Source organism: Blautia sp. Sow4_E7 (assembly GCF_052116245.1).
In the GTDB taxonomy this organism is placed as follows: domain Bacteria; phylum Bacillota; class Clostridia; order Lachnospirales; family Lachnospiraceae; genus Blautia_A.
The window spans coordinates 193861-218276 of record NZ_JBQKLL010000003.1 but is presented as its reverse complement, the minus strand read 5'-3'; the positions used below and the strand labels follow the sequence as shown (position 1 = coordinate 218276).

Sequence of the window (24416 nt, the reverse complement as noted above, 5' to 3'; positions counted from 1 at the left end):
GACGAGGAAAAAGAATATGGGAATTATCAAGGCGTTCAAGCTGGGATTTGACTATCTCAAGTATGATGAGGACGGCAATGTGGAAGCAACACAGCGTGCCGTCAATGATGTAAACCTGGACATTGAAGCCGGCGATTTTGTGGCCGTTCTGGGGCACAATGGTTCCGGAAAATCTACACTGGCGAAGCAGATGAATGCGCTGCTCATCCCTTCTGAGGGAACCATGTGGGTGGATGATATGGATACAGCCAAGGAGCCGGAGTTGTGGAAGATCCGCCAGAGAGCGGGAATGGTTTTCCAGAATCCGGACAACCAGATCATTGGTACGGTTGTGGAAGAGGATGTGGGATTTGGTCCTGAGAATATGGGAATCCCTACAGACGAAATCTGGAAGCGTGTGGATGACAGTCTGAAAAAGACAGGAATGACCGCTTACCGTTATCAGTCTCCGAACAAGCTTTCCGGAGGTCAGAAACAAAGAGTTGCCATCGCAGGTGTTGTGGCCATGCGTCCAAGCTGCATTGTACTGGACGAGCCAACTGCAATGCTTGATCCAAATGGCCGTAAAGAAGTATTGGAAGCCGTTTCCGAGCTCAACAAAAAAGAAAATGTAACCGTTATCCTCATTACCCATTATATGGAAGAAGTGATTCATGCAAACAAGGTTTATGTAATGGATCGTGGAAATGTGGTAATGCAGGGAACTCCAAGAGAAATTTTTTCCCAGGTAGAGACACTGAAAAAATACCGGCTGGATGTACCCCAGGTGACCTTGCTCGCCCATGAGCTTCACAAGGCTGGCGTGGACATTCCGGAAGGAATACTGACGAAAGAGGAATTGGTAGGTGCATTATGTCGATAGAGCTTAAGAACGTGACCTATACTTACAGTCAGGGTACTGCTTATGAGAGCCACGCCCTGAAGGACATTAATCTTGTGATTCCGGATGGACAGTTCATTGGTGTGATCGGTCATACCGGAAGCGGAAAATCAACTTTGATCCAGCATTTTAATGCATTGATCCAGCCTACAAGCGGACAGATCTTTTATAATGGAGAGAACGTGTGGGCGGAGAATTATAACCGCCGGGCCCTTCGAAGCGAGGTTGGCTTGGTATTCCAGTACCCGGAGCACCAGCTGTTTGAGAATACAGTTCTGGCGGATGTGTGCTTTGGCCCTATGAACCAGGGACTTTCCAAAGAGCAGGCGGAGAAAGAGGCGAAAAAGGCCCTTGCTCATGTAGGGGTGAAAGAAGAGAATTTTACAAAGTCTCCATTTGAGCTTTCCGGAGGCCAGAAAAAGAGGGTTGCTATTGCAGGAGTGCTTGCTATGAACCCGAAGATCCTGATCCTGGACGAGCCGACAGCAGGACTTGATCCCCAGGGAAGAGATGACATTCTGGATCAGATCGCAGCCCTTCATAAGATGCGCGGAATCACCATTATCCTGGTTTCCCACAGTATGGAGGACATTGCCAAGTATGTGGAGCGTCTGATCGTTATGAATCATGGGGAGATGGTATTTGATGATACCCCGAAGAATGTATTTTCCCATTATAAAGAGCTGGAAGGAATGGGGCTTGCGGCACCGCAGATTACTTATATTATGCATGCCCTTTCTGAAAATGGTTTGAATGTGGATGCTACAGCTACCACTGTGGAGGAAGCCAGGGATACTATTCTGGAAGCTTTGAAAAAGCAGAAGCCTTCACTTCTTAAGAAGGGAGGCAATGCAGAATGATCAGAGATATTACAATCGGACAGTATTATCCGGCGGATTCTTTGATCCACAAGCTGGATCCAAGAACTAAGCTGGTAGGAACCATTGGATTTATTGTATCTGTGTTTTTATTTCATACCTTTGTGGGATATGCAGTGGCTACGATATTTCTTGCAGGAATGATCCTGTTGTCAAAGGTTCCGGTGAAGTTTATTTTTAAAGGTCTGAAGACCATTTTCATGCTGCTTCTGATCACCATATTTTTTAATATGATCCTGACTCCTGGTGAGGTAGTGTGGAAGCTTGGTTTTATTAAGGTGACAAAGGAAGGACTGGTGCTGGCTGGCACTATGGCGATCCGACTGGTTTACCTGGTGATCGGTTCTTCTATTATGACGCTGACTACCACACCCAACCAGCTGACGGACGGACTGGAGCGTCTGCTTCGTCCTTTGAATAAGATCCATGTGCCGGTGCATGATATCGCTATGATGATGTCTATCGCCCTTCGTTTTATCCCGATCCTTCTGGAAGAAACGGATAAGATCATGAAGGCGCAGATCGCCCGGGGAGCTGATTTCGAGAATGGTAATCTGATCCAGAAGGCGAAGAACATGGTTCCTCTTCTGGTACCGCTTTTCATCTCCGCATTCCGCCGGGCCAATGACCTGGCCATGGCTATGGAGGCAAGATGCTATCACGGTGGTGATAACAGGACGCAGATGAAACCGCTTACTTATAAGAAGAGAGATCATGTGGCTTATCTGGCACTGGTGGCTTATCTGGCGGTAGCAATTGGGTTCCGGGTAGCTGGAATCTGACAAGATAGAAGAAACGTAGTAATTAAAGATTCAGTTGCTGCATTCCAATGCCATCACCGAAGGTGATATTGAATGAACTTTGGTTCGAATGTTGAATGGACTGAAAAGTTACGAATGTTTATACAGTTCCCTCACTTGCAAATAATGCAGGTGAGGGAATTTTCACAAGGAGAAGATTATGAAACGAATTGGACTTGTAGTAGCATACGATGGAACCAATTACTGCGGCTGGCAGACGCAGCCCAATGGAATTACAGTACAAGGTGTACTTAATGACACTCTCTCAGAGCTTCTGGGTGAAAAAATCGAGACCATCGGTGCCAGCCGTACAGATGCCGGCGTACACGCCCTGGGAAATGTAGCCGTCTTTGACACAAACACCCGCATTCCCGGCGAAAAAATATCCTATGCCCTGAATCAGCGTCTCCCCGAAGACATCCGGATCCAGATGTCGGAAGAAGTGGAGCCAGATTTCCATCCAAGATACTGCGACAGTGAGAAAACCTACGAATACCGCATTCTGAATCGTAAATTTCCGGTTCCTACAGAGCGCCTGTATTCCTATTTCTATCACTATAAATTAGATGTAGACAAAATGCGCGAGGCAACCTCCTACCTGATCGGCCGCCACGACTTCGCCAGCTTCTGCGGCTCCGGCGCCCAGGTAAAGACCACCATCCGCACCGTCACTGGAATCGAAGTTTTCCGCGACGGTGACATTGTCACCATCCGTGTCTCCGGAACCGGTTTCCTCTATAACATGGTGCGTATTATCTCCGGCACCCTGATCGAGATCGGCAATGGCCAGTACCCTCCGGAGCGTATGCAAAAAATCCTGGACGCCAAAGACCGCTCCGCCGCCGGCCCCACCGCACCGGCACAGGGACTGACACTTATGGGGATACAGTTCTTTGATTAATATGATCATATATAATTTAGCGCAGCAACGATAATGGTTGCTGCGCTATTTGCTTTATATCCCCAAAATGTCAATAGCACATAATTATAATCTAGCACTATTCCACAACAAAAATGTCCAGTCCAGCACAAAATTGTGCATATCCTAACACAAAAATTGAAAGAGTAATCAAAAATTAGTCCATTTTACACAGGGTACTGATATGATATTATAATCCTATCAAAAAGCTATAGAACATAGCAAATAAAAATGATACGGGAGGTTTTTTCATGAAGAGAAAAGTAGCAATGGCAATGGTAGCAGCAATGGCAGTTGGTTCACTTGCAGTTCCGGTAATGGCAGAAGACGGAGCAGCTGGCGGCGGAAAGATCGGTATCTCAATGCCTACACAGTCTCTGGAGCGTTGGAATCGTGATGGTTCTTATCTGCAGAAACAGTTCGAAGATGCTGGATACGAAGTAGAGCTTACATACTCTGACAACGAGACAGACCGTCAGGTAAACGATATCCAGAACCTGATCTCCGACGGAGTTAACCTGTTAGTTGTAGCAGCTATCGATGGCGAGGCTCTTAATACAGTTATGGATGAAGCAGCAGATGCAGGAATCCCGGTTATTTCCTATGACCGTCTGATTAAATCTGACGCTGTTTCCTACTATGTATCCTTTGATAACTATACAGTTGGTACCCTTCAGGGACAGTACGTTGTAGATACTCTGGATCTTGACAATGCTGGTGACAAGACATACAATATCGAGTTTACAGCTGGTGATCCTGCTGATAACAATGCCGGATACTTCTTCAATGGTGCATTTGATGTATTAAAACCATACATTGATGCAGGAACCTTAAATGTAGTTTCCGGACAGACTGATTTTGATTCTGTTGCAACACCTGCATGGGATACCCAGACAGCACTTGAAAGAATGCAGAACATTCTGGCATCCTACTATGCAGACGGAACACAGCTTGACGTAGCTCTTTGCTCCAACGACTCCACAGCACTTGGTGTAACACAGGCAATCGAGTCTGACTATGCTGGTGATAACACTGTTCTGATCACAGGACAGGATGGTGACGAAGCAAACCTTGCAAACATCGTTGATGGAAAACAGTCCATGACCGTTTACAAAGCAGTTGCCAATGAGGCAGTCGTAACACTTGACCTTGCAAAAGCAATGCTGGCTGGAGACACAATTGATGAGTCCCTGATTGAAAAATCTGGTTGGGATTTCGATTGTACTTATGATACAGAGTCCTATGAGACTTCTGACGGAAACAAATGCCCATCTTTCCTTCTGGTTCCTACAGTTGTAACAAAAGACAACCTTCAGGAAGCACTGGTTGACCCAGGATACTATACAATGGACGATGACGGATATCTTCATCCGGCAAACTAATTGAAGCTGAACTAAAACGTCAAATCAAAAATGAAGTTGTAAATGTGGGCGGGGTGAAAAGCCCCGCCTGCTTTATGGGAAAGGGGGCGCCATTTTGGCTGACAATATTTTAGTAATGGAACACATTACGAAGGAATTCCCCGGTGTCAAAGCTTTGGATAACGTTAACCTTGAAGTTCAGCGTGGCGAGATTCATGCGCTGATCGGTGAGAACGGTGCGGGAAAGTCCACATTGATGAACGTATTAAGTGGTCAGTATCCATACGGCAGCTATACTGGAACGGTTACCTACGAAGGTGAAGAGTGTAAGTTTAAAAAGCTTAATGACAGCGAGGCAAAAGGTATCGTTATTATTCACCAGGAGCTTGCATTGATCCCACTGCTTTCCATCGGTGAAAACATGTTTCTTGGAAACGAGATCAAAAATAAAAGAGGAGCCATCGACTGGGATAAAACATTCAGCGAGGCTGAGAAACACATGGCTCAGGTAGGTCTTCACGAATCTGCCCAGACCCTGATCAAAGATATCGGAACCGGCAAACAGCAGCTGGTAGAAATTGCAAAAGCTTTTTCAAAGAAAGTAAAACTGCTCATCCTGGATGAGCCTACTTCATCCCTGAATGATGAAGATGCAAAGATGCTTCTGGACCTGCTTATGGAATTTAAGAAACAGGGACTGACATCTATTATTATCACACATAAACTGAATGAGATCATTTACTGTGCAGACCGTTGTACCATTCTTCGAGACGGAAGCACGATCGAGACACTTACAAAAGGCGTGGATGACTTAAGTGAGGACAGAATCATCAAAGGAATGGTTGGACGTCCTATGGAAGACCGTTATCCGAAACGTGAGCACAATGTAAGTAAAGACGTGATGCTGGAGGTAAAGAACTGGACGGTTCATCATCCTCTGTATCCGGAAAAAATTGTAGACGACAATATTTCCTTTAAAGTACATAAAGGCGAGGTTGTTGGTTTCTCAGGACTGCAGGGTGCAGGCCGTACAGAGCTGGCAATGTCCATCTTCGGTAAGAGCTATGGAAGCGCAATCTCCGGAGAACTGTACATAAAGGGTGAAAAAGTAGATTTGAAGGATCCTCGTGCAGCCATCCAGCATGGCCTTGCATATGTAACTGAGGACCGTAAGACAAACGGACTGATCCTGGATGAGTCCATCCGTTTCAACACAACTCTGGCCCGTCTTGCAAAAGTCTGTGATAAAGGAATTATCAACACAGACCTTGAAGTACAGCTGGCAGAAGAGATGACAAAAGAAATGGGAACCAAGACACCTTCCAATGAGCAGCGTATCGGTAACCTGTCTGGTGGTAACCAGCAGAAAGCCCTTCTTGGAAAATGGATGTTCACAGAACCAGATATTTTGATTCTGGATGAGCCTACCCGTGGTATCGACGTAGGTGCAAAATATGATATTTACTGTCTGATCAATCAGATGGTGGAACAGGGAAAATCTGTAATCATGATTTCCTCAGAAATGCCTGAAATCCTTGGTATGTGCGACCGGATTTACATCATGAATGAAGGTAAAATGGCCGGAGAACTGGATGCGAAAGAAGCTACCCAGGAAGGCATCATGGCACATATCATGCAGAATCAGAAGAAATAATGAAGGGGGAAAACAAAATGAATGCAAAAATAAAAGACTTTTTAAGAAAATATACGATGGTCATTGCGCTTGTAATCGTATTTATCCTGTTCTGTGCTCTGACTGATGGACGACTTCTTTACGCACAGAACATGTCAAACCTTATGCTCCAGAACGGATACGTACTGGTTCTTGCATGTGGTATGTTACTCTGTATCTTAACTGGTGGTAACATCGATCTTTCTGTTGGATCTGTTATCTGCTTCGTTGGTGGTGTTGCAGCTGTTCTCATTGGCAGCAAGGGCTTTAACCCATTCCTTACCATCATCCTTTGCCTGGTGATCGGCCTTCTGGTTGGTGTATGGCAGGGCTACTGGATTGGTTATAAGAGAATCCCTCCATTCATCACAACACTTGCTGGTATGTTCATTTTCCGTGGATTTGGACGTCTGGTACTGGACAACAAAACAGTTTCCATCCAGAGCAAACCTTTCCTGAATGTATTTACATCCTACATCAACATCCCAGGACTTGATGATGGAAAGAAATATTCCGCACTGATCGTTGGTGTTCTGATCGCATGCTACATTATTTTCTCAACCATGCGTTCCAGAGCAAACAAAGCGAAAAAAGGTTACCGTCAGAATACAGCAGCTTCTGATTACAGCAGAACAGCCGTGATCGCAGTTGTTATCCTGTGGTACTGCTATAAACTGTATCAGTACAAAGGTATCTCCGTAATGCTTGTATGGGTAGTTGCAATCTGCATGATCTACAACTTCATCACATCCAAGACAGCATTTGGACGTTACTTCTACGCAATCGGTGGTAACGAGAAAGCAACACAGCTTTCCGGTATCGATACAAATAAGGTTTACTTCATTGCATACGCAAACATGGGCTTACTTGCTGGTCTTGCTGGTCTTCTCTGCGCAGCACGTGTAGGTTCTGTAAATGGTAGTACAGGTACATCCTTCGAGATGGATGCGATCGGTTCCTGTTTCATCGGTGGTGCTTCTGCATACGGTGGAAGCGGTACTGTAGGCGGTGTTGTAATCGGTGCTCTTCTCCTTGGTGTTATCAACATGGGTATGTCAATCATGGGTATCGGTGATTCCTGGCAGTACGTTGTAAAAGGTGCCGTACTTCTGATCGCAGTTGTATTTGATGTTATCTCTAACAGAAAATCCAACTAATTCAATATAAGAAAAACTGCTGTGAGAGCAGTAATGAAAAGGGCTGTTGCAGAAAATGCAATGGCTCTTTTTGCATATAATAAGTAAATGTGTTAAACTGTAAAGTATCTTGAAAAAAGGACCTATTGACTATGAAAAAATCTACACTGACTGTCTTTTTTATTCTGGCAGGCTGTATGCTGTTTCTCTCCGGGATCTGGATCTATTTCCAGAAAAATCTGGATCAGGTAGATCTGGGAGAAGGAGAAGGGGCATCCAGCTACGCAAAACATTATCTGATGATCTCTGGAGAGGAAAATACCCTGATGTGGGATTCTATCTACGAAAGTGCCAGCCAGGCAGCGAAGGATGCAGACGCTTATCTGGAGCTGATCGAGCCAGGACACGATTCCAATTATACCAAGGCAGACTATCTGCGCATTGGAATTGCCTCCCAGGTGGACGGAATCATTCTGGAAGCGGACGGCAGCAGTGAAGAGCAGGAGCTGATCCAGGAAGCCACAGATGCAGATATTCCGGTGGTTACCGTAATGACAGATGATTCTTCCAGCGCCAGGATCAGCTTTGTAGGGCTGAACAGCTATCAGCTGGGAAATGCCTACACAGAGCAGATTTTAGGGCTTTTGAAGGAACATGGAACTACCCAGGTGCTTCTTCTGTCAAATTCCCAGTCCAAAACCCAGGAAACCAATCTGATCTATTACCAGATCAAGAAAGAACTGGAAGAGAAGAAAAAAGAAGATCAGACGGTAAACATTTCCGAGTACAGCATTGACAGCAGCTCTGACTTTGACACAGAAGAGTTTGTCCGGGATATTTTTGTAAGCGAGGAAGATATTCCGGATGTACTGGTCTGCATGGATGAGGTGGTAACAGAATGTGTTTACCAGGCATTGGTTGACTATAATCAGGTTGGAAACGTAGACATTGTAGGTTTTTATTATTCCGATGTGATCCTGGATGCCATCAGTAAAGGAATCATTTCCTCAGCCATTGCCCTTGATATGGATGAAATAGGGCGCTATAGCATCAATGCCTTGGAAGAGTTTTCTTCCCTGGGACATACCAGCAGCTACTACAGTGTGGGCCAGCATGTGATCACCAGAAGCAATGTTGGGACTTACAGAACGGAGGGGAATTAAATGAGAGAGAAAAAAGAAAGCCTTTCCGTCCAGAATTCCATACAGACCAGACTGAGCTCTGCCATGGTGCTGGTTATGGTGTTCGTGGTGTGTATCAACTTTTTTATCTTTGAACAGATCCATACGGGTGTAGACCGGATCGACGCTGTTTTTTCCAGTAATGCAGCAATCAACGACTTGTCGGACACCTTAAATAAGCTGGAGGGAACCGTTTACGAATATCTGAATACAAAGGGAACCAAGGCCCTGGAAAATTACTACCGCTACGAGCAGGATTACCGGGAGCTTCTGGATGGGCTGAACGACCGGAACGTGGATAGTGAAGTAAAAATGCTGGAAAAAAATATCCGCAGAATGTCAGAAAGCTATCTGGACCAGACCAACGAGACCGTTCAGGCCAAGCGAGGCAGAAACATTGAGAAGTACAAGGCTTCTTATGAAAAAGAGCTGCAGCTTTATGAATACATCAATTCTTATATTTACAAGCTGAATAACCTGCGTTTTCGGATGAACTCCTCCAATTACCAGATCCTGCTTTCTTCTATGGATATATTGTACCGGCTGGCGCTGGTGGTTATTTTCATTGTGGCAGCAGTGGGCGTGGCGATTATTATTCTGGTTGTGCGCTCTATGATCCGGCCGCTGACCCAGCTTTCCAGTACCGCTCATGAGGTTGCCATGGGAAACTTAAATGTGCCCATTCTGCCGGTTGTCTGCGAGGATGAGGTAGGCGTGGTAACACGGGGGTTCAATCAGATGCTGGACAGCATTCGCCTTCATATTAAGCAGCAAAGGGAAAGCATGGAGAAACAGGCACAGATGAAGGAGCGGGAGCTTCTGATGGAGACACATCTGAAGGAGGCCCAGCTGAAGTATCTTCAGGCCCAGATCAACCCTCATTTCCTTTTTAACTGCCTGAATGCAGGAGCCCAGCTTGCCATGCTGGAGGACGCAGAGCGCACTGGCGTTTTCCTGGAAAAAATGGCGGACTTTTTCCGGTATAATGTGCGGAAAATGGAGGATGATGCCCTTCTCTGGGAAGAGGTGGATGCTGTTGACAACTATATTTATATTTTAAATGTGCGGTTTGCCGGAGATATCAATTACGAAAAGGATGTGGATGAGGGAATCGGAGATTTCCGGATCCCAAGTATGATCCTGCAGCCTCTGGTGGAAAACGCAGTACAGCATGGGATCCACGACTGCATGGAGACTGGAAAAATCCGAATGTCGATTCACAAGGACGGGGATGATCTGGAGATCACAGTCAGTGACAATGGCGCAGGAATGACTGCCCAGATGATAGACGCAGTTATGGCTGGAAAAGCCAGAAATAACGGGGAGGACCGGTATTCCACAGGAATTGCAGTTGGAAATGTAATTGACAGATTGGAGCTGTATTATAAGCAGAAAGGGCTTCTTACCATTGAAAGTGAGGGACTGGGAAAAGGAACCAGTGTGCATATCACTTTGCCGGTGGAGTCTGAGGAGAATGGGGTGTGAACCCTGCCAGGATCCGCTGGCTGACGGCGGACCGGGACTGCTGAATGATCGAAAATGCAACATATAGAAAGAGGAGCGAAAAAAGAATGTACCGTATTCTGATAGCAGATGACGAAGGACTTATGCTTGAGGCTTTTAAAGGAGTGATCCTTGCCGAATTCGGAGATACATGCAGCGTGGAGACTGCGAAGACTGGAAGAGTCGTAATCGAGAAGGCTGAGACTTTTCACCCGGATATTGTGTTTATGGATATCCACATGCCTGGGATCAATGGAATCCAGGCTATGCGAGAAATCCGCAAGTTTAATAATTCCGCATTGTTTTATGTGGTTTCCGCATATGATAAGTTCGATTATGCAAAAGAGGCTATTGATCTTGGTGTGGAAAAGTACTTAACGAAACCGATTTCGAAAAGCAAGATCATCTCTGTAGTGGAAGAAGCCATAGCCAAGGTGGATAAAGTCCGTGACCAGAGAAGCAATCTGTTGAAAATCCAGGAAAAACTGGAGACGGTGATTCCGGTTGTGGAGTCCAGTTATGTAAACTCCCTGCTTTTCCAGAAGGAAATGACGGCTGCGGATTATTACCAGCAGCTTCTGGATATTGAATATGGTCAGGGCTATGTTATGGTGGTTCAGTTTGGCCAGAGCTATGAAAATGGCAGACTGATCAGCCCGGTGGGAATGAATGTAAAGGCCCAGAGTTTTTACCCGGAATTTCGGGATGTAGTGAAATCTGCTTTTCCCTGTGTAGTTGGAAATATTATGTCCAACCGTATTCCGGTGGTAGTGCCTTGCGAAATTTTCCAGAATCCTTATGAAGACCGTATTGATCTGGTGGAAAAGGCCAGAGAGCTGGTGGCAAGGCTGGAGAGCAGGCTGGATGCCAAATTCCGTGTAGGTATTGGAAGAGTGTGGGAAATGGCAGAACTGGAGCGGTCTTACCGTGAGGCGCTCCGGGCGTTAAATGGAAGCCTGAGCAGGGTCATACATATTGAGGATCTTTCCCAGAGTGGTGTTTATGACGAGGCTTTTCCCGGAAATAACGAGAAGCGTATGTTCCGTTTCCTGGCAGAGGGAAATGAGGAGGGCATGCTCCAGGAGGTGAATTTCTTCTGCGACTGGATGGTAGAACATTATTCACAGGATATGAATAATATTCGCCTGAAGATCCTGGAGTTTATTATCTGGGGAGAAAAGATTGCTTTTGAGAGTGGGGCGATCAATTATGGTTTCAGCTACCGCAGGGATTACCTGGATACGGCAATGTCCCTTTCCACTTATGAAGAGCTTCGCAAGTGGTTCCAGGAAAAAATGGTAAATGTATGCAGGGCAATCCGCGATCAGAAGGAGGATCAGTCCAATTCTGCGGTGAAGAAGGCCATGCTTTATATTCAGGAAAATTACAGCAAGGATATTTCCCTGGATGATGTGTCCAGCCAGGTGAATATCAGTCCCTATTATTTCAGCAAGATTTTTAAGGATGAGACTGGGGAGAATTTTATTGAGTATCTGACCAGAGTCCGGATCGATAAGGCGAAGGAGCTTCTGGTGGATGCAAATGTGAGCGTAAAGGAAGCGGGAATCCAGAGCGGCTATTCGGATCCCAATTATTTCAGCAGGATCTTTAAGAAGCAGATGGACATGACTCCAAGTGAGTATAAGGCGAGGTATGGAAAATGAGAAAGAGACGTTGGCTGATTTTACCCATGATTTTGATTCTGGCCGGGGCGTTGGCAGCAGGCTGCGGAAGTAAGCCGCAGGTACCCCAGAAGGAGGAAGCGAAGGAAGAGGACAAGCTGCAGATCGGACTTAGCTTTGACTCCTTCGTAATTGAAAGATGGCTGCGGGACCGGGATATGTTTGTTTCTACTGCCCAGAGCCTTGGGGCTGAGGTGAATGTGCAGGTGGCCGGAGGCGTTGTGGAGGAGCAGATTTCCCAGATCGAGTATTTCATTAAGAAAAAAATGGATGTGATCGTGGTCATTCCCATTGATGGCAATGCTTTATATGATGTGCTGAAGGAGGCCAAGGACAAGGGGATTTATGTGATCTGTTATGACCGTATTGTGGAGAATATTAATGCGGATCTGTATATCACCATTGATAATGAGAAGGTTGGAACTCTTATGGGGGAGGCGCTTATCAAGGCCTGCCCGGAGGGTGGAAATATTTTTGCCATTAACGGATCCCCTACAGACAGAAATGTGGATGAAGTTGTGAAGGGCTTCAATAAGGCCATTGAGAATAGTAATCTGAATGTGGTTTATACAGGATATTGTGATAACTGGCTGGCGGAGCTGGCGGGAAATCATGTGACTGAGGGACTGGAGGTTACCAAAGACATTGTAGGTGTGATGTGCGGAAATGATGATCTGGCTAGTCAGGCGGTGAAGGTATTGTCTGAGAACCGGCTTGCCGGAAAAGTGGCTGTGGTGGCCCAGGATGCGGATCTGGCAGCTTGCCAGAGAATTGTGGAGGGCACACAGGAGATGACGGTGTATAAGCCTATTGAGCAGGAGGCAAATACGGCGGCGGAGTTCGCGGTGGCGCTTGGCAAAGGGGAGGATATTACTTCCGGGGAAGGAGAATACAAGGCGGTAGAGACCTTCAATGACGGGACTTATGAGATTCCTTATTATAAGATCGATCCCATCGCGGTGACGGCGGAGAATATGGATGAGGTGATCATTGATGGAGGGTTCCATACGAGAGAGGATGTTTATTTGAATATTCGGTAGGGGGATTGGTTTCCCGAATGTATGCTGATTACTGATAAAAGTTAAAAATCCATCAGATAGTATTGCGGACGATACTATCTGATGGTAAGCGCCTCATAACATGGCGTAGTGACTTGTCTCGACATTCCTGATATATTGTAAACCATCATATGTTAGGAGGAACTGCTATGGCTAGAGCAAATCAGGAAACAGTTACAACATTTGGCGAAGTTCTTCATTCTGCGAACATTTCTTATTCACAGAACAGGACTAATACGCCAGATAATCGGTTGATGATCTATTTTCAGGGGATGAAACTTTATATCCCGGATGGTTTCCAGCCGGATACGCTTCTGAAACTTCTTCAAACCATGAAAAGACTATGATGAAACGTATCGCAGAAGGAGCCACGAGGATCTTCCTTCGGTATGATCAGAATGGTTTTATCCTGGCAACCAAAAAGTTACTGGATGATATGAAATTCCAGTGGCCAAGGACGCCGGATGAAGTGAAAGAAATCTCTTTCCAGCAGGTTGAGTGGCTCCTTCAGGGACTGGAAATTGAACAGAAAAAAGCCCATCACCAGGTAAAGATCAATCATGAAAACAGCTGCTTCTGACAGCTGTGATATTGCCTTGAAAAGTGCCGGAAAATCCTATAAATTCGGCTGTTTCAGAGAGAAAAGTGTCTTGGAATGATAGAAAAAAGCCATAAAAAATGGTATAATGTTCTCATCAAAACACGAGGAAAAATGGCATGACAGAGCATGAAGAATTACTGATGCTGAGAGCTCTTGCTGCAAAACAGGCGCAGGAACTGGAAGCAAGTAAAAAGATCATCGCTGAGCGTGATGAAAAGATCCGCAAACAGAATATCCAGATCGACAACATGATCCAGGCACTGCTTCATGCCAGGAAAAAGTTATTCGGACCATCCACTGAGGTTACTCAGATGGATGGCCAGTTGTCGTTATTTGAATCCGTCCAGGAACTCGCTGAGCAGTTAAATCTTTCAAAAGAAAAGATAACCGTGAAACCGTACACCCGGACTCCACGCCAGCCGGGCGTACGTCAGGAAATGCTTGCAGGCCTTCCACAAGAAGTTGAAGAGTATGTTCTTCCTGCTGATGAAAAATGTAGTGTCTGTGGCGGAGAAATGAAAGTGACAGGCAAGCGTGTTGTCCGTACAGAAGTGGAATTTCATCCTGCGAAACTTATAGTGAAACAGATCGTCCAGCAGGTTGCCAAATGTGTAAGTTGTGGGGGAAAAGACAGCCCGAATGAGAAATGCCATTTTCAAAAAGCTGCAGTACCAGTGCCGCCGCTAGCCCATTCTATTTCTACGCCGTCCCTGATCGCACAGGTCATGTACCAGAAATTTGCACTGGGGCTGCCACTATCCCGACAGGAGAAAGACTGGTACCGTCTTGGCCTGGTGCTTTCCAGGAGCAACATGGCAAACTGGGTAATCCGCTGCAGCCAGGAATGGTTCGAACCTGTCTACTGGAGGATCCATGAAAAACTGATTGAATGTGATCTCATCCACATGGACGAGACCAGGATCCAATGCAACAAGGAAGAAGGAAAGCTTCCGAGCAGTGAATCCTTTATGTGGGTCATGCGGAGTGCGGCAAGTGAAGATATCCAGGCAGCATTCTTCTTTTATTCCCGCAGCCGAGGTGGGGAAAATGCCAGAAAGCTGCTAAAAGATTTCAACGGATATTTGATCACAGATGCCTATGCCGGCTATGATACGGTTCCGGACATAAAGAGAGCCCTGTGCTGGTCACACGCCCGCCGATATCTCATAGAGAGCATCCCCTTGGATTCCAAAGGGAAAGAGATTCCCGGCTCCAAAGGTGCCGAAGGAAGGGAATATATCAATCTTCTCTTTAAAGTGGAAGAAGAAATCAAGAACCTCCCTTGCGAAGAGAAGAAACAGAAGCGTCAGGATGCGTCAAGGCCAATCCTTGATGCCTTTTGGTCGTGGGTAGAAAAGACTTCCGCCATATACACAACAAATGAGAAGCTTACCCAGGCACTTGGCTACTGCCAGAACCAGAGAAAATATCTTGAAACATTTTTGGAAGATGGCCGGATCCCCCTTAGCAACAATTATTGCGAAGCAAACATAAAACCGTTTGCAACAGCAAGACGAGCCTGGCTGTTTGCCGATACTCCGAGAGGCGCATTTGCAAACGGAGTCTTATACACACTGGTGGAAAGTGCCAGAGCCAATGACCTGGACGTATATGAGTATCTGAAACACCTGCTTACAGAAATGCCCAATAATCATCATCTGGAAAATCCATCCGTCATTGACCAGCTTCTGCCCTGGTCAAAGGAACTGCCAGAGCAATGCCGGATGAAGAGAAATAGAAAACAGTGCCTCAAACAATGATGTAGGCATTATAGCAGAGATACTGCTATTTTGCACTACGCCATGTTATGAGGCACTTACTATCTGATGGATTTTTTTATGGCTATGAGTAAACACGGTCGATCTGGATCACGGCGCAGTAGTTGCCGTCGTCCATGTTGCGGATGCGCTCTTTGAGAAGGTTGGAGACCTCTACGTTGGTGAGCTTGCACTCGAAGGGGACGGCGATGTCGAAGATCAGGTTGGTGTGGGTGGGACCTTCTACCATACGGAAATCGTGGATGGAAAGGCGGCGGTCCAGGTTGCGGGTGATCTCTTCAATCTGGGTGCGCATTTCATTGACCTCTTTGTTGTCTGTGACAATGGGATCAATGTGGATGGTGGCAGAGCAGTTCAGTTTGTCCTGAAGCTCGTGTTCGATGTTGTCGATCTCGTCGTGGATGATCAGCAGGTCTCCATGGGCGGGAACCTCGGCGTGGAGGGAGAGGATCAGTCTGCCTGGACCGTAGTCGTGGACGATCAGGTCGTGCATGCCATGGACAAGAGGATGGGCAAGAACAATCTCTTCGATTTCCTCTACCAGATTTTTCTCCGGGGCTTGACCGAGAAGGGGATCAATGGTATCCTTCATGGTTGTGATTCCGGTATAGAAGATAAAAATGCCAACCAGGACACCAAACCATCCGTCCAGCACCAGTCCGGTAAGCTGGCTGATGATGGTGGCCAGAAGAACCAGGCTGGTGGCAACGGTGTCACTTAAGCTGTCTCCGGCTGTGGCCTGCATGGCAGTACTGTCGATTTTGTGGCCGACGGTACGGTTATAGTGGTACATATATATTTTTACCAGAATGGAGGCTATAAGGACAGCAATAATAACCGGGCTGCACTCAATGGGTTCCGGAGTACGGATCTTTTCAATGGAGGAGCGGATCAGTTCGAAGCCCATGATCAGCACCGCGACGGAGACCAGAAGACCGGAAATGTATTCCATACGGCCGTGGCCAAAGGGGTGCTCCGTATCCGGCTTTTGCCCGGAGAGCTTGAAGCCTACCAGGGTGATCACGGAGGAACCGGCGTCAGATAAGTTGTTGAAGGCATCCGCGGTGATGGCAATGGAGCCGCTCAGGATTCCGGAAAGCCATTTTCCTATAAATAAGAAAATATTCAGGGCAATTCCCACAGCCCCGCAGAGCATTCCATAAGACTGGCGCACCTGGGGCGAACCGTAGTCTTTGTAATCTTTGATGAAAAAACGGGATAAAAATGTTATCATAAAAACCTCACCTCAATAATATAAGAAGAAACAAGAAAACCGGTAGCGTGTATTCCGTGAGGGTATCAGTGCCCCCTGTGGATTCATCCTTTCAAATATAACACCTTGCCAGGAAAAATTCCAGTAAAAAATGAAAGATTGTAGATAATTTGGGTGTGCTAATCGGAGAGGGATTAGGATCAGATAAGCGGTGTTAAATGAAAATAATATTTTTACTGCGGTTAGGTGGTTTGAATTTTACGTATTGTGGAAAATCGTGTATACTGTGGAAGAAGCAGAAGGACTTTGTGGAAAAGCAATTTTAAAATCCTGGCGGAATGTGGAAAACTTTTTGCAAAAAAGTTGGAAATATGGGGAAAAAGTAGTTGACAGAAGCGGAGGCTTATAATATAATTACTCAATGTGACGTAGTGCGAGATACTTTAGCCAATAGCCCCGGCGACGGTATTTATCAGCGGTTTCGGACATTTCCGCAGTAATTGCACCATCGTTTCCATATTACTAACATATGCGAGAATTCGCATTTATACAAACAATCGTTGATAAATAACAGGAGGTAAAACCATGCAGACTTATATGGCTAATCCAGATAAAATCGAGAGAAAATGGTATGTAGTTGACGCTGAAGGCTGCACCCTTGGCCGTCTGGCTTCTGGCGTAGCAAGCGTTTTAAGAGGAAAGAACAAACCTCAGTTTACACCACACGTTGACACAGGTGATTATGTAATCGTTGTTAACGCTGACAAGATCAAAGTTACAGGAAAGAAAATGGATCAGAAGATCTACTACAATCACTCTGATTATGTAGGTGGAATGAAAGAGACTACATTAAAAGAGATGATGGCTAAGAAACCTGAGAAAGTTGTTGAGCTGGCAGTTAAAGGTATGCTTCCAAAAGGACCATTAGGAAGAGAAATGTACACAAAACTTTTCGTTTATGCCGGACCTGAACACAAACATGCGGCTCAGAAACCGGAAGTTTTAACATTTTAATTAGGAGGTAGAAAACATTGGCTAGCGCAAAATTCTACGGAACAGGAAGAAGAAAAAAATCAGTAGCAAGAGTTTACCTTACCCCAGGTACTGGTAAAATCACTATCAATAAAAGAGACATTGATGAGTATTTTGGATTAGAGACACTTAAAGTTATCGTTCGTCAGCCACTGGCTGCTACCGAGACAGAAGGCAAATTCGACGTTCTTGTAAACGTACACGGTGGCGGATACACAGGACAGGCTGGTGCTATCAGACATGGTATCTCCAGAGCACTCCTTGAGGCAGACAAAGAGTACAGACCAGTTCTTAAAGCAGCTGGATTCCTTACTCGTGATCCTCGTATGAAAGAGCGTAAGAAATACGGTCTCAAAGCCGCTCGTCGCGCACCTCAGTTCAGCAAGCGATAATCTACAGCTTAAAAATGCTAAAAAAGCCCGGAAATACGCCATTTTCCGGGCTTTTTCTATGCCTGAAATCACCTGATTCCGATGGTGAAATTTGAGGAAATTTGACTTCAAATTAGCCCATTTTGATGGGTTTACCATGGGTTTACGGCCTATTTTTGAGCCTAATGGGTGGGAAAATGGGTTTACAAAAGGCCATTTTGGAGGGGAAATTAGCCCCATATCCTTGACAGATTTTTGGGAAAAATCCGGCTGAAATAGAATGAAAAACAGTGTCAGGATCGTTTGGCGAGTTTTGACGAATTCTGCAAAAAAATAATATCAGGTATCCTGTTACATAGAGCCTTGGCTCATTCTTTGAAAACGAGAATGGGTCGAGGCTCTATTTTTTTGCCCGAAATCCGGCGAGACAAATTTGAGTAGGAGGTAACAGGTATGACGGATTTCAATCAGAAGACCCATGACAGCGATGTGGCGAAAGCGTTGGGGTATGTGAATCCCTACGTCGCTGTGAAACGCCATTGCAGAGGCCCCCTGACGAAACGCGAGGGGGTCGTGCAGAAGGTGAATCAGTATGGGGATGCTGGAGAGCAGGTCGTTGAAATCTCCTTTATTACGGAAGGCGATGTTTACCGGCTGATCGTTCACAGCAAGCTGCCATCGGCAGAACGATTTGAGCGTTGGGTGTTTGATGAAGTTCTCCCTTCCATTCGCAAGCATGGTGTGTATATGAGCGATTCCATTTTGGATCAAGTGATTCAGCATCCGGAGGTCATCTACACCCTGGCACAGGAGCTTGTAGCCGAGAGGGAGCAGCTTGAGGGTATCCGCAAACAGCTGGATGCGGCTCAGCCCAAGGCAGACTACTTCGACACCTTTGTGAACTCGGAGGATTGTACCTGCATCCGGAATTTCTGTAAGGAAATCGGAATCCCGGAGAAGACGGCAGTGACTCTCTTACTGGATCACCGCTATCTGTACCGAAGTCCAAGCGGCTGGCTGATGCCTTTTGCAGACAAATCTGCAAGGGGCTATTTTATTGTCCGAGATTGCTATGGCAGAAGCGGAAAGCTGGTGCAGCAGACGAGAGTGACCTGCAAGGGAAAGAATCATCTCTTCAAGTTGTTTAAGAAATGGGGTGTGATCGAATGACGCTTTTTACAGAGGGACGCCTTCAGGCGTTTGAACGCATGATGCAGGATACAGGTAAATACCATCGCCGGGAGGACAGCGAAGATCGTCCGCGCAAATGTCCGAAGAAAAAAGCGGAGCCTGCGAAAAAGGATGGTGAACACCATGCCGGTATTCAGGGTTGAGAAAAATAGCAATTACACAACGATGTGCAATTACCACCTGCGGGATCAGGGTCTCAGCCTGAAAGGGAAAGGGCTTCTCTCTATGCTGCTCAGTTTGCCGGACACATGGAACTATTCGGTACGGGGATTATCTTCGATTACGCCGGATGGCGTAGATGGAGTGCTTACGGCTCTAAAAGAGCTGGAGCGTCTTGGGTATCTGGAAAGGAACCAGCAGCGTGAGAGTAACGGTCGGATGGGCAGAGCAGAGTATGTGATTTATGAGATGCCAAGGAAAAAGCCGTGTACGGAATCACCGTGTACGGAAAAGCCGTATGCGGTAAATCCGAATACGGACACACCGGTTACGGAAAATCCCGCGCAATTAAGTACTAATAGAACAAGTACTGAAACAATCAATAAAAGAGAGAAGAAGGAAATCCAGCACCGGTATGGCTCATACGAAAATGTCCTTTTCTCTGACACAGAATACGGCAAGCTCCGGCAGGAGTTCCCAAGAGATTATCAGATGCGGGTGGAACGGCTCTCTGAGTATATGGCTTCCACCGGCAAGAGCTACAAAAATCACCTTGCCACAATCCGAAGCTGGGCAAAGAGAGAAAAGCCGAAGTATAACCCGGCAGACTACACATTTGAGGAAGGAGACAGCCTATGAGCGAAATGGTGCCTGAAGTTTTGAATGCGGCGTTGGATTCGCTCTTTGCACCGAAAGAACCCGGAGAGCAGGAATACCAGGGCGAGGACGGGCTGCTGTATTGCCGGAACTGCCATACGCCGGTGCAGTGCAGAGTAAAGCTCTGGGGCAGAGAAAAGATCGTTCCCTGCCTTTGCAGATGCCAGCAGGAAGCGATGGCGGAAAAGAAACGCCAGGATGAACTGGTGGAGCGGCAGCGTAAAATCAGGCAGCTGAAAGCAACGGGGATTCAGGAAAAGCATCTTCAGGAATGGAATTTTGCAGTTGCAGAAGATAATAAGGATATCCAGATGGCAAAACGCTATGTGGAGCAGTGGAAAAAGGTCAAGGCTGAAAACCTTGGCCTTTTGTTATGGGGAGATGTCGGAACCGGAAAGTCCTTTGTGGCGGCATGTATTGCCAATGCGCTGCTGGAACAGGGCATTCCGGCTTTGATGACGAACTTCTCCAAAATCCTGAACCAGATGGGTGCCATGTATTCGGAAGAACGATATCGGTATATCGCTTCGTTTTCCAACTATTCTTTGCTGATTCTGGATGATCTGGGAATTGAGCGCAGCACCGAATATGCGCTGGAGCAGGTCTACGCTGTCATTGATGAGCGTTACAAGTCTGGGCTTCCGGTCATTATTACAACCAATCTGAAGATTGCGGAAATCCGCAATCCGCAGGATGTGGCATATGCCCGGATCTACAGCAGGATTCTGGAAATGTGTACGCCGGTGCGAATCAGCGGAGAGAACCGCAGAAAGAGCATTGGAAAAGAGAAACAACAGGTCGTTAAGGAGGTACTTGATCTATGAAGTGCAAGGCAAAAAAGGCGTTTTTCGCAGGTAAGAATGACATCTATCACCGCTGGAAGGAGGTTAAGAGGCTGAATGGCAAAAGCAAAAACCAGTATTACAACAGAAAAACGCAGTGGCTCAGCTGCCGACGCTGCGGCTAAGGAGCAGCGGACGGAGATGGCGCTTTCTGACCTGCATCCCTTTGAAGGTCATCCCTTTAAGGTGCTGGACGATGAGCTGATGGAACAGACTGTGGAGAGCATCAAGCAGATTGGAGTGGTATCACCGCTGATTGTCCGACCTGACCCGGAAGGCGGATTTGAAATACTTTCGGGACACCGCAGACTTCATGCGGCACAGCTGGCAGGTTTGGAGACGGTGCCGGTCATCGTTAAGGAAATGGACGATGATGCGGCAATCATTTTCATGGTGGACAGCAACTTGCAGCGGGAAAATATCCTGCCCAGTGAGAGAGCGTTTTCCTACAAGATGAAGTTGGAAGCGATGAAGCATCAAGGTGAAAGGTCGGATTTAACTTCGGCCCAAGTTGGGCCGAAGTCGTGGGCAGCTCAGGTTGTAGCTGAAGAAGCTGGTGACAGTAAATCCCAAGTAAAGCGATTTATCCGCCTTACCAACCTGATTCCTGAAATTCTGGATATGGTGGATGAAAAGAAAATCGCTTTCAATCCGGCAGTAGAGCTGTCTTACCTGAAACCGCCCGAACAGAAAGAATTTCTGGAGGCAATGGATTATGCACAGGCATCTCCATCCCTGTCGCAGGCACAGCGGTTGAAAAAGCTCTCGCAGGAGGGCGGCTACACCTTGGATGCCATGTGTGAAGTGATGAATGAAATAAAAAAAGGATGAGCTTGACCATGTGACGATTAAAAATGAGGTTCTTCGGAAGTATTTCCCGAAATCCTATACGCCGAAGCAGATGCAGGACACGATTATCCGGCTGCTGGAAAAGTGGCAGCGAAGCAAACAACGAGATATGGAACGATGAGAAGGAGATTTTTATGATGATGAACTTTAAGAAGAATCAGAACAACGCAGTGTGCAGCATGGACTGCAAGAACTGCCCGAATGGTGCATCGCAGCCGAATCCGATGGATGATCCCAAGTTTGAGAAGTCCATTGCGATGCTTCATAACTGGGTGATGCTGGAGGCAATCCGTGAAGATCACCCGAAGGAGCGTATTGTGATGGTGATCCTGCCGGGGGCTGGCGGCGAACTTCTGACCGAGGACGGTAGCCGAGACATCTTTGAGGATGTTTACGATGAGATGGAGGCTGATCTGGTGGCAGATGGGGAGCTGCTTCTCCATTATGATGAGAGCGATGTAATCGAGACAGACAGAACCCGCTATCTGCTGGGAGCTGCGGAGGTTTCGGAAATCGACCAGAATGGCAACGAATGCAGCATCAACCTGTTTACGCTGGAACGCACCATAGACTATGTGAACGAAAATCTGACGGTGGTTTCCGTTGGCGGCGAGTCGGTTCCGGCACTGCGCCTGATCCAAGGAGGAGCCTATGAAGAAATTCGATGTAGAGATTACGGAAACTCTCCAGAGAAAGGTTTCTGTGGAAGCTGCCTCACAAGAAGATGCGGAACGCATGGTGACAGAGGCTTGGAACAATCAGGACTATGTTCTGGATTCCGGCGATTTCACCGGCGTGGATTTCAAGACCGTGGGAGAACATGAACTGGCAGAGACCAGGACAATGGATGTGCTGCTGGTACAGCCCAACGCCTACCCGAAGAAAATCAGCGTTGGCACGGAGCTGGAAGATTTGCAGGCAATGGTTGGTGGGGATATTGAAGTAACTTATCCATTTGAGGATGAAGTGGCCATTATTCTGAATGAATCAGGCAAAATCAATGGCCTGTCACTGAACCGTGCGATTTACACCGAAGACGGGGATATGCAGGACATTTATGCCGGTGATTTTCTGGTGGTTGGGCTGACAGAGGATGACTTTGGTTCTCTGATCTCGGAGCAGATGCAGAAGTTTGAGGAGCAGTTCCATCAGCCCCAGATGTTCGTCCGTATGGGTCGCAGCATCATGGCGATTCCGGTTCCGAATGACATGGTGAAGAAGATGGAGGAAAAGGCTGCAAAGCCCCAGGAAAAGAGTAAACCGGCACCGGATCGGGACGGTTTGTAAGGAAGGAGGTGGAGATTCATGCAGGAAGAAGTTGAAAATCGTACTGTCAATCTGGCAATTAGTACTACGAAACTGACCTTTCGCGCCATCGTGAATGGCTATAATGCGTGGAAACGGCACCATCAGGCGAAAGTGGCTCAGAAAACAGCGCAGCTGTCGGTTGGAAAGCAGAGCATCAAAGAACTGATCGGTCAGAATCAGGGAGTCAGCAGTATCCCCATTGAGAAAACGGATTTGAAAGGCTTTGAACAGGTGGCGCGGAAATACGGTGTGGATTATGCTATTACGAAAGACCAAAATGTGATGCCGAGGAATGGAGGCACGGCTGGGAGCTTGTTCAAAATAAGTATCTGGAACTTGCCGGAAGTCCTGAGCGGGTGGATATGCGCTCCTATGAACGGCAGGGGCTGGATAAGATTCCGACCGTCCACATGGGAGCCGCCGTTTGCGCTCTGGAACGCAAGGGCATTGAAACCAATATCGGCAATCTCAACCGGGATATTAAGGCGGCTAACCGCATGATGAATGCCATCCGCAGCACCATCCAAAATCTGCGGAACTGGATTGCAGACATTGTGGAAGCGACCAAGGAAGCCTTTGCGGAGGTGGAAGCACAGCCAAAAAGCACTGCACCTGATTTGGTTCTTCTGCTGCGTGACTATCTGAACTTACGCAAATCAGAGCGCAGCGACTGGTCAAGATACGGTCAACAGAAAGGCACGACCGATGATTTGAAGGCGGTTTCCAAAGCAATGATCTATCTGAAAGAGCATGAGCTTTTCACGCTGGAAGATTTGGATGCAGCCCTGCAAGGAATGAGTGAGAAGTCCAAGGGCATCAACGCCGCCATGAAGAAAGCATCTGCCCGCATGAAAGTCATTACCGGCATTCAGAACGCCGTGGCAGACTGCCAGACCCACAAAGCGGTTCATGACAAGTATCTGAAAATCGGCTGGAAAGCACGACAGGCAGCGTTTGCAGAAAGCCACAAGGACGAGCTGGACAACTTCAACAAAGCGTTCCGCTATCTCAAAAAGCAGGGCGTGGATTTGAATGTCAATCTGGATTCCCTGCAAGCGAAGTACAGCAAGCTGCAAGCAACCTATGCAGAGCTTGCCGGACAGCTTGCCGCCGCCAAGGAGGAATTGCAGCCGATGAAGGATATTCGCTATTGGGTTAGCAAAGTCCTCACGCCGGAGCAGTCCGAGGTCGAGAAAAAGCCCGAACCGAAGCACTCCGTCACGGAGAAGATGAAGTTTCTGCAAGAGCAGAGCAACCATCAGCCGGAGCAGAAAACCCCACAACAGAAAAAACAGAATATGGAACTGTAAGGCACTTGCCGTTTTCGACTTTGAAGATAGCAGGT

At 46.8% G+C, this 24416-nt stretch carries 23 protein-coding genes and 4 pseudogenes; 26 read left to right on the top strand and 1 reads right to left on the bottom strand.

What is annotated here, in order from left to right:
• Positions 1 to 16: 16 nt before the first annotated feature.
• From ACTQ50_RS03740 to tnpC, 14 genes are all read left to right on the top strand, one after another.
• On the top strand, positions 17 to 862 hold the full coding sequence (locus ACTQ50_RS03740; protein ID WP_441483017.1) for an energy-coupling factor transporter ATPase: 846 nt from the start codon (positions 17 to 19) through the stop codon (positions 860 to 862).
• On the top strand, positions 853 to 1740 hold the full coding sequence (locus ACTQ50_RS03735; RefSeq protein WP_441483016.1) for an energy-coupling factor transporter ATPase: 888 nt from the start codon (positions 853 to 855) through the stop codon (positions 1738 to 1740). The genes ACTQ50_RS03740 and ACTQ50_RS03735 overlap by 10 nt, the downstream gene beginning before the upstream one ends.
• Complete coding sequence (locus ACTQ50_RS03730) at positions 1737 to 2540, top strand: energy-coupling factor transporter transmembrane component T family protein (RefSeq protein ID WP_441483015.1); 804 nt, start codon at positions 1737 to 1739, stop codon at positions 2538 to 2540. The genes ACTQ50_RS03735 and ACTQ50_RS03730 overlap by 4 nt, the downstream gene beginning before the upstream one ends.
• A 178-nt stretch (positions 2541 to 2718) precedes the next feature.
• Positions 2719 to 3459 (top strand): tRNA pseudouridine(38-40) synthase TruA, encoded by a 741-nt coding sequence (truA, locus tag ACTQ50_RS03725; RefSeq protein WP_118582728.1) that lies wholly within the window; start codon positions 2719 to 2721, stop codon positions 3457 to 3459.
• Between the two features lie 269 nt (positions 3460 to 3728).
• Positions 3729 to 4859 carry a substrate-binding domain-containing protein gene (locus ACTQ50_RS03720; RefSeq protein ID WP_441483014.1) on the top strand — a complete coding sequence of 377 codons (1131 nt, stop codon included), beginning with the start codon at positions 3729 to 3731 and terminating at the stop codon, positions 4857 to 4859.
• A 94-nt stretch (positions 4860 to 4953) separates the two neighbouring features.
• Positions 4954 to 6492, top strand: coding sequence for an ATP-binding cassette domain-containing protein (locus tag ACTQ50_RS03715; protein ID WP_441483013.1), 1539 nt, complete (start codon positions 4954 to 4956; stop codon positions 6490 to 6492).
• A gap of 17 nt (positions 6493 to 6509) precedes the next feature.
• Complete coding sequence (locus ACTQ50_RS03710; protein WP_441483012.1) at positions 6510 to 7667, top strand: ABC transporter permease subunit; 1158 nt, start codon at positions 6510 to 6512, stop codon at positions 7665 to 7667.
• Positions 7668 to 7798: 131 nt separating this feature from the next.
• Positions 7799 to 8809, top strand: a complete 1011-nt coding sequence (locus ACTQ50_RS03705) for a sugar ABC transporter substrate-binding protein (protein WP_441483011.1) — start codon at positions 7799 to 7801, stop codon at positions 8807 to 8809.
• Positions 8810 to 10312 carry a sensor histidine kinase gene (locus tag ACTQ50_RS03700; protein WP_441483010.1) on the top strand — a complete coding sequence of 501 codons (1503 nt, stop codon included), beginning with the start codon at positions 8810 to 8812 and terminating at the stop codon, positions 10310 to 10312.
• A gap of 86 nt (positions 10313 to 10398) precedes the next feature.
• Positions 10399 to 11994, top strand: a complete 1596-nt coding sequence (locus ACTQ50_RS03695) for a response regulator (protein ID WP_441483009.1) — start codon at positions 10399 to 10401, stop codon at positions 11992 to 11994.
• Complete coding sequence (locus ACTQ50_RS03690) at positions 11991 to 13052, top strand: sugar ABC transporter substrate-binding protein (protein ID WP_441483008.1); 1062 nt, start codon at positions 11991 to 11993, stop codon at positions 13050 to 13052. Before ACTQ50_RS03695 ends, ACTQ50_RS03690 begins: the two co-directional genes overlap by 4 nt.
• Before the next feature lie 167 nt (positions 13053 to 13219).
• A complete protein-coding gene (locus tag ACTQ50_RS03685; protein WP_441483007.1) occupies positions 13220 to 13417 on the top strand; it encodes a hypothetical protein in 198 nt (65 codons plus the stop codon).
• Positions 13414 to 13650 carry an IS66 family insertion sequence element accessory protein TnpB gene (gene tnpB / locus ACTQ50_RS03680; protein WP_441483006.1) on the top strand — a complete coding sequence of 79 codons (237 nt, stop codon included), beginning with the start codon at positions 13414 to 13416 and terminating at the stop codon, positions 13648 to 13650. The genes ACTQ50_RS03685 and tnpB overlap by 4 nt, the downstream gene beginning before the upstream one ends.
• Positions 13651 to 13787: 137 nt before the next feature.
• Positions 13788 to 15431 (top strand): IS66 family transposase, encoded by a 1644-nt coding sequence (tnpC, locus tag ACTQ50_RS03675; RefSeq protein WP_441483005.1) that lies wholly within the window; start codon positions 13788 to 13790, stop codon positions 15429 to 15431.
• Between the two features lie 82 nt (positions 15432 to 15513).
• Here the strand turns inward: tnpC and ACTQ50_RS03670 are convergent, their stop codons facing one another.
• Complete coding sequence (locus ACTQ50_RS03670; protein ID WP_441483004.1) at positions 15514 to 16683, bottom strand: cation diffusion facilitator family transporter; 1170 nt, start codon at positions 16681 to 16683, stop codon at positions 15514 to 15516.
• A gap of 564 nt (positions 16684 to 17247) precedes the next feature.
• Between ACTQ50_RS03670 and rplM the strand changes: the two genes are divergently transcribed.
• The 12 genes and pseudogenes from rplM (at position 17248) to ACTQ50_RS03610 (ending at position 24381) form a co-directional block, all read left to right on the top strand.
• Positions 17248 to 17676 carry a 50S ribosomal protein L13 gene (rplM, locus tag ACTQ50_RS03665; RefSeq protein ID WP_117853326.1) on the top strand — a complete coding sequence of 143 codons (429 nt, stop codon included), beginning with the start codon at positions 17248 to 17250 and terminating at the stop codon, positions 17674 to 17676.
• Between the two features lie 17 nt (positions 17677 to 17693).
• Positions 17694 to 18086, top strand: coding sequence for a 30S ribosomal protein S9 (rpsI, locus tag ACTQ50_RS03660; protein ID WP_226822858.1), 393 nt, complete (start codon positions 17694 to 17696; stop codon positions 18084 to 18086).
• Positions 18087 to 18518: 432 nt separating this feature from the next.
• Positions 18519 to 19235 carry a phage antirepressor KilAC domain-containing protein gene (locus ACTQ50_RS03655; protein WP_441483003.1) on the top strand — a complete coding sequence of 239 codons (717 nt, stop codon included), beginning with the start codon at positions 18519 to 18521 and terminating at the stop codon, positions 19233 to 19235.
• The gene (locus ACTQ50_RS03650) at positions 19232 to 19399 is read left to right on the top strand and encodes a hypothetical protein (RefSeq protein WP_009532276.1); all 168 of its coding nucleotides are present in this window, start codon (positions 19232 to 19234) and stop codon (positions 19397 to 19399) included. Before ACTQ50_RS03655 ends, ACTQ50_RS03650 begins: the two co-directional genes overlap by 4 nt.
• The gene (locus ACTQ50_RS03645) at positions 19380 to 20054 is read left to right on the top strand and encodes a helix-turn-helix domain-containing protein (protein WP_441483002.1); all 675 of its coding nucleotides are present in this window, start codon (positions 19380 to 19382) and stop codon (positions 20052 to 20054) included. The genes ACTQ50_RS03650 and ACTQ50_RS03645 overlap by 20 nt, the downstream gene beginning before the upstream one ends.
• Positions 20051 to 20896: an ATP-binding protein gene (locus ACTQ50_RS03640; protein WP_441483001.1), complete on the top strand. Its 846-nt coding sequence runs from the start codon at positions 20051 to 20053 to the stop codon at positions 20894 to 20896. The genes ACTQ50_RS03645 and ACTQ50_RS03640 overlap by 4 nt, the downstream gene beginning before the upstream one ends.
• Before the next feature lie 75 nt (positions 20897 to 20971).
• A pseudogene (locus tag ACTQ50_RS03635) lies at positions 20972 to 21884 on the top strand (ParB/RepB/Spo0J family partition protein).
• A gap of 530 nt (positions 21885 to 22414) precedes the next feature.
• Positions 22415 to 22501: pseudogene (locus ACTQ50_RS03630) on the top strand (DpnD/PcfM family protein); the annotation flags it as partial.
• A gap of 57 nt (positions 22502 to 22558) precedes the next feature.
• Positions 22559 to 23050 (top strand): DUF3846 domain-containing protein, encoded by a 492-nt coding sequence (locus ACTQ50_RS03625; RefSeq protein WP_441483042.1) that lies wholly within the window; start codon positions 22559 to 22561, stop codon positions 23048 to 23050.
• A gap of 18 nt (positions 23051 to 23068) precedes the next feature.
• Positions 23069 to 23359 (top strand): annotated as a pseudogene (locus tag ACTQ50_RS03620) (PcfB family protein); the annotation flags it as partial.
• Positions 23314 to 23454 (top strand): annotated as a pseudogene (locus tag ACTQ50_RS03615) (MobA/MobL family protein); the annotation flags it as partial. The pseudogenes ACTQ50_RS03620 and ACTQ50_RS03615, both read left to right, overlap by 46 nt.
• A 114-nt stretch (positions 23455 to 23568) precedes the next feature.
• Positions 23569 to 24381 (top strand): hypothetical protein, encoded by an 813-nt coding sequence (locus tag ACTQ50_RS03610; protein WP_441483000.1) that lies wholly within the window; start codon positions 23569 to 23571, stop codon positions 24379 to 24381.
• The last annotated feature ends 35 nt before the right edge of the window (positions 24382 to 24416 follow it).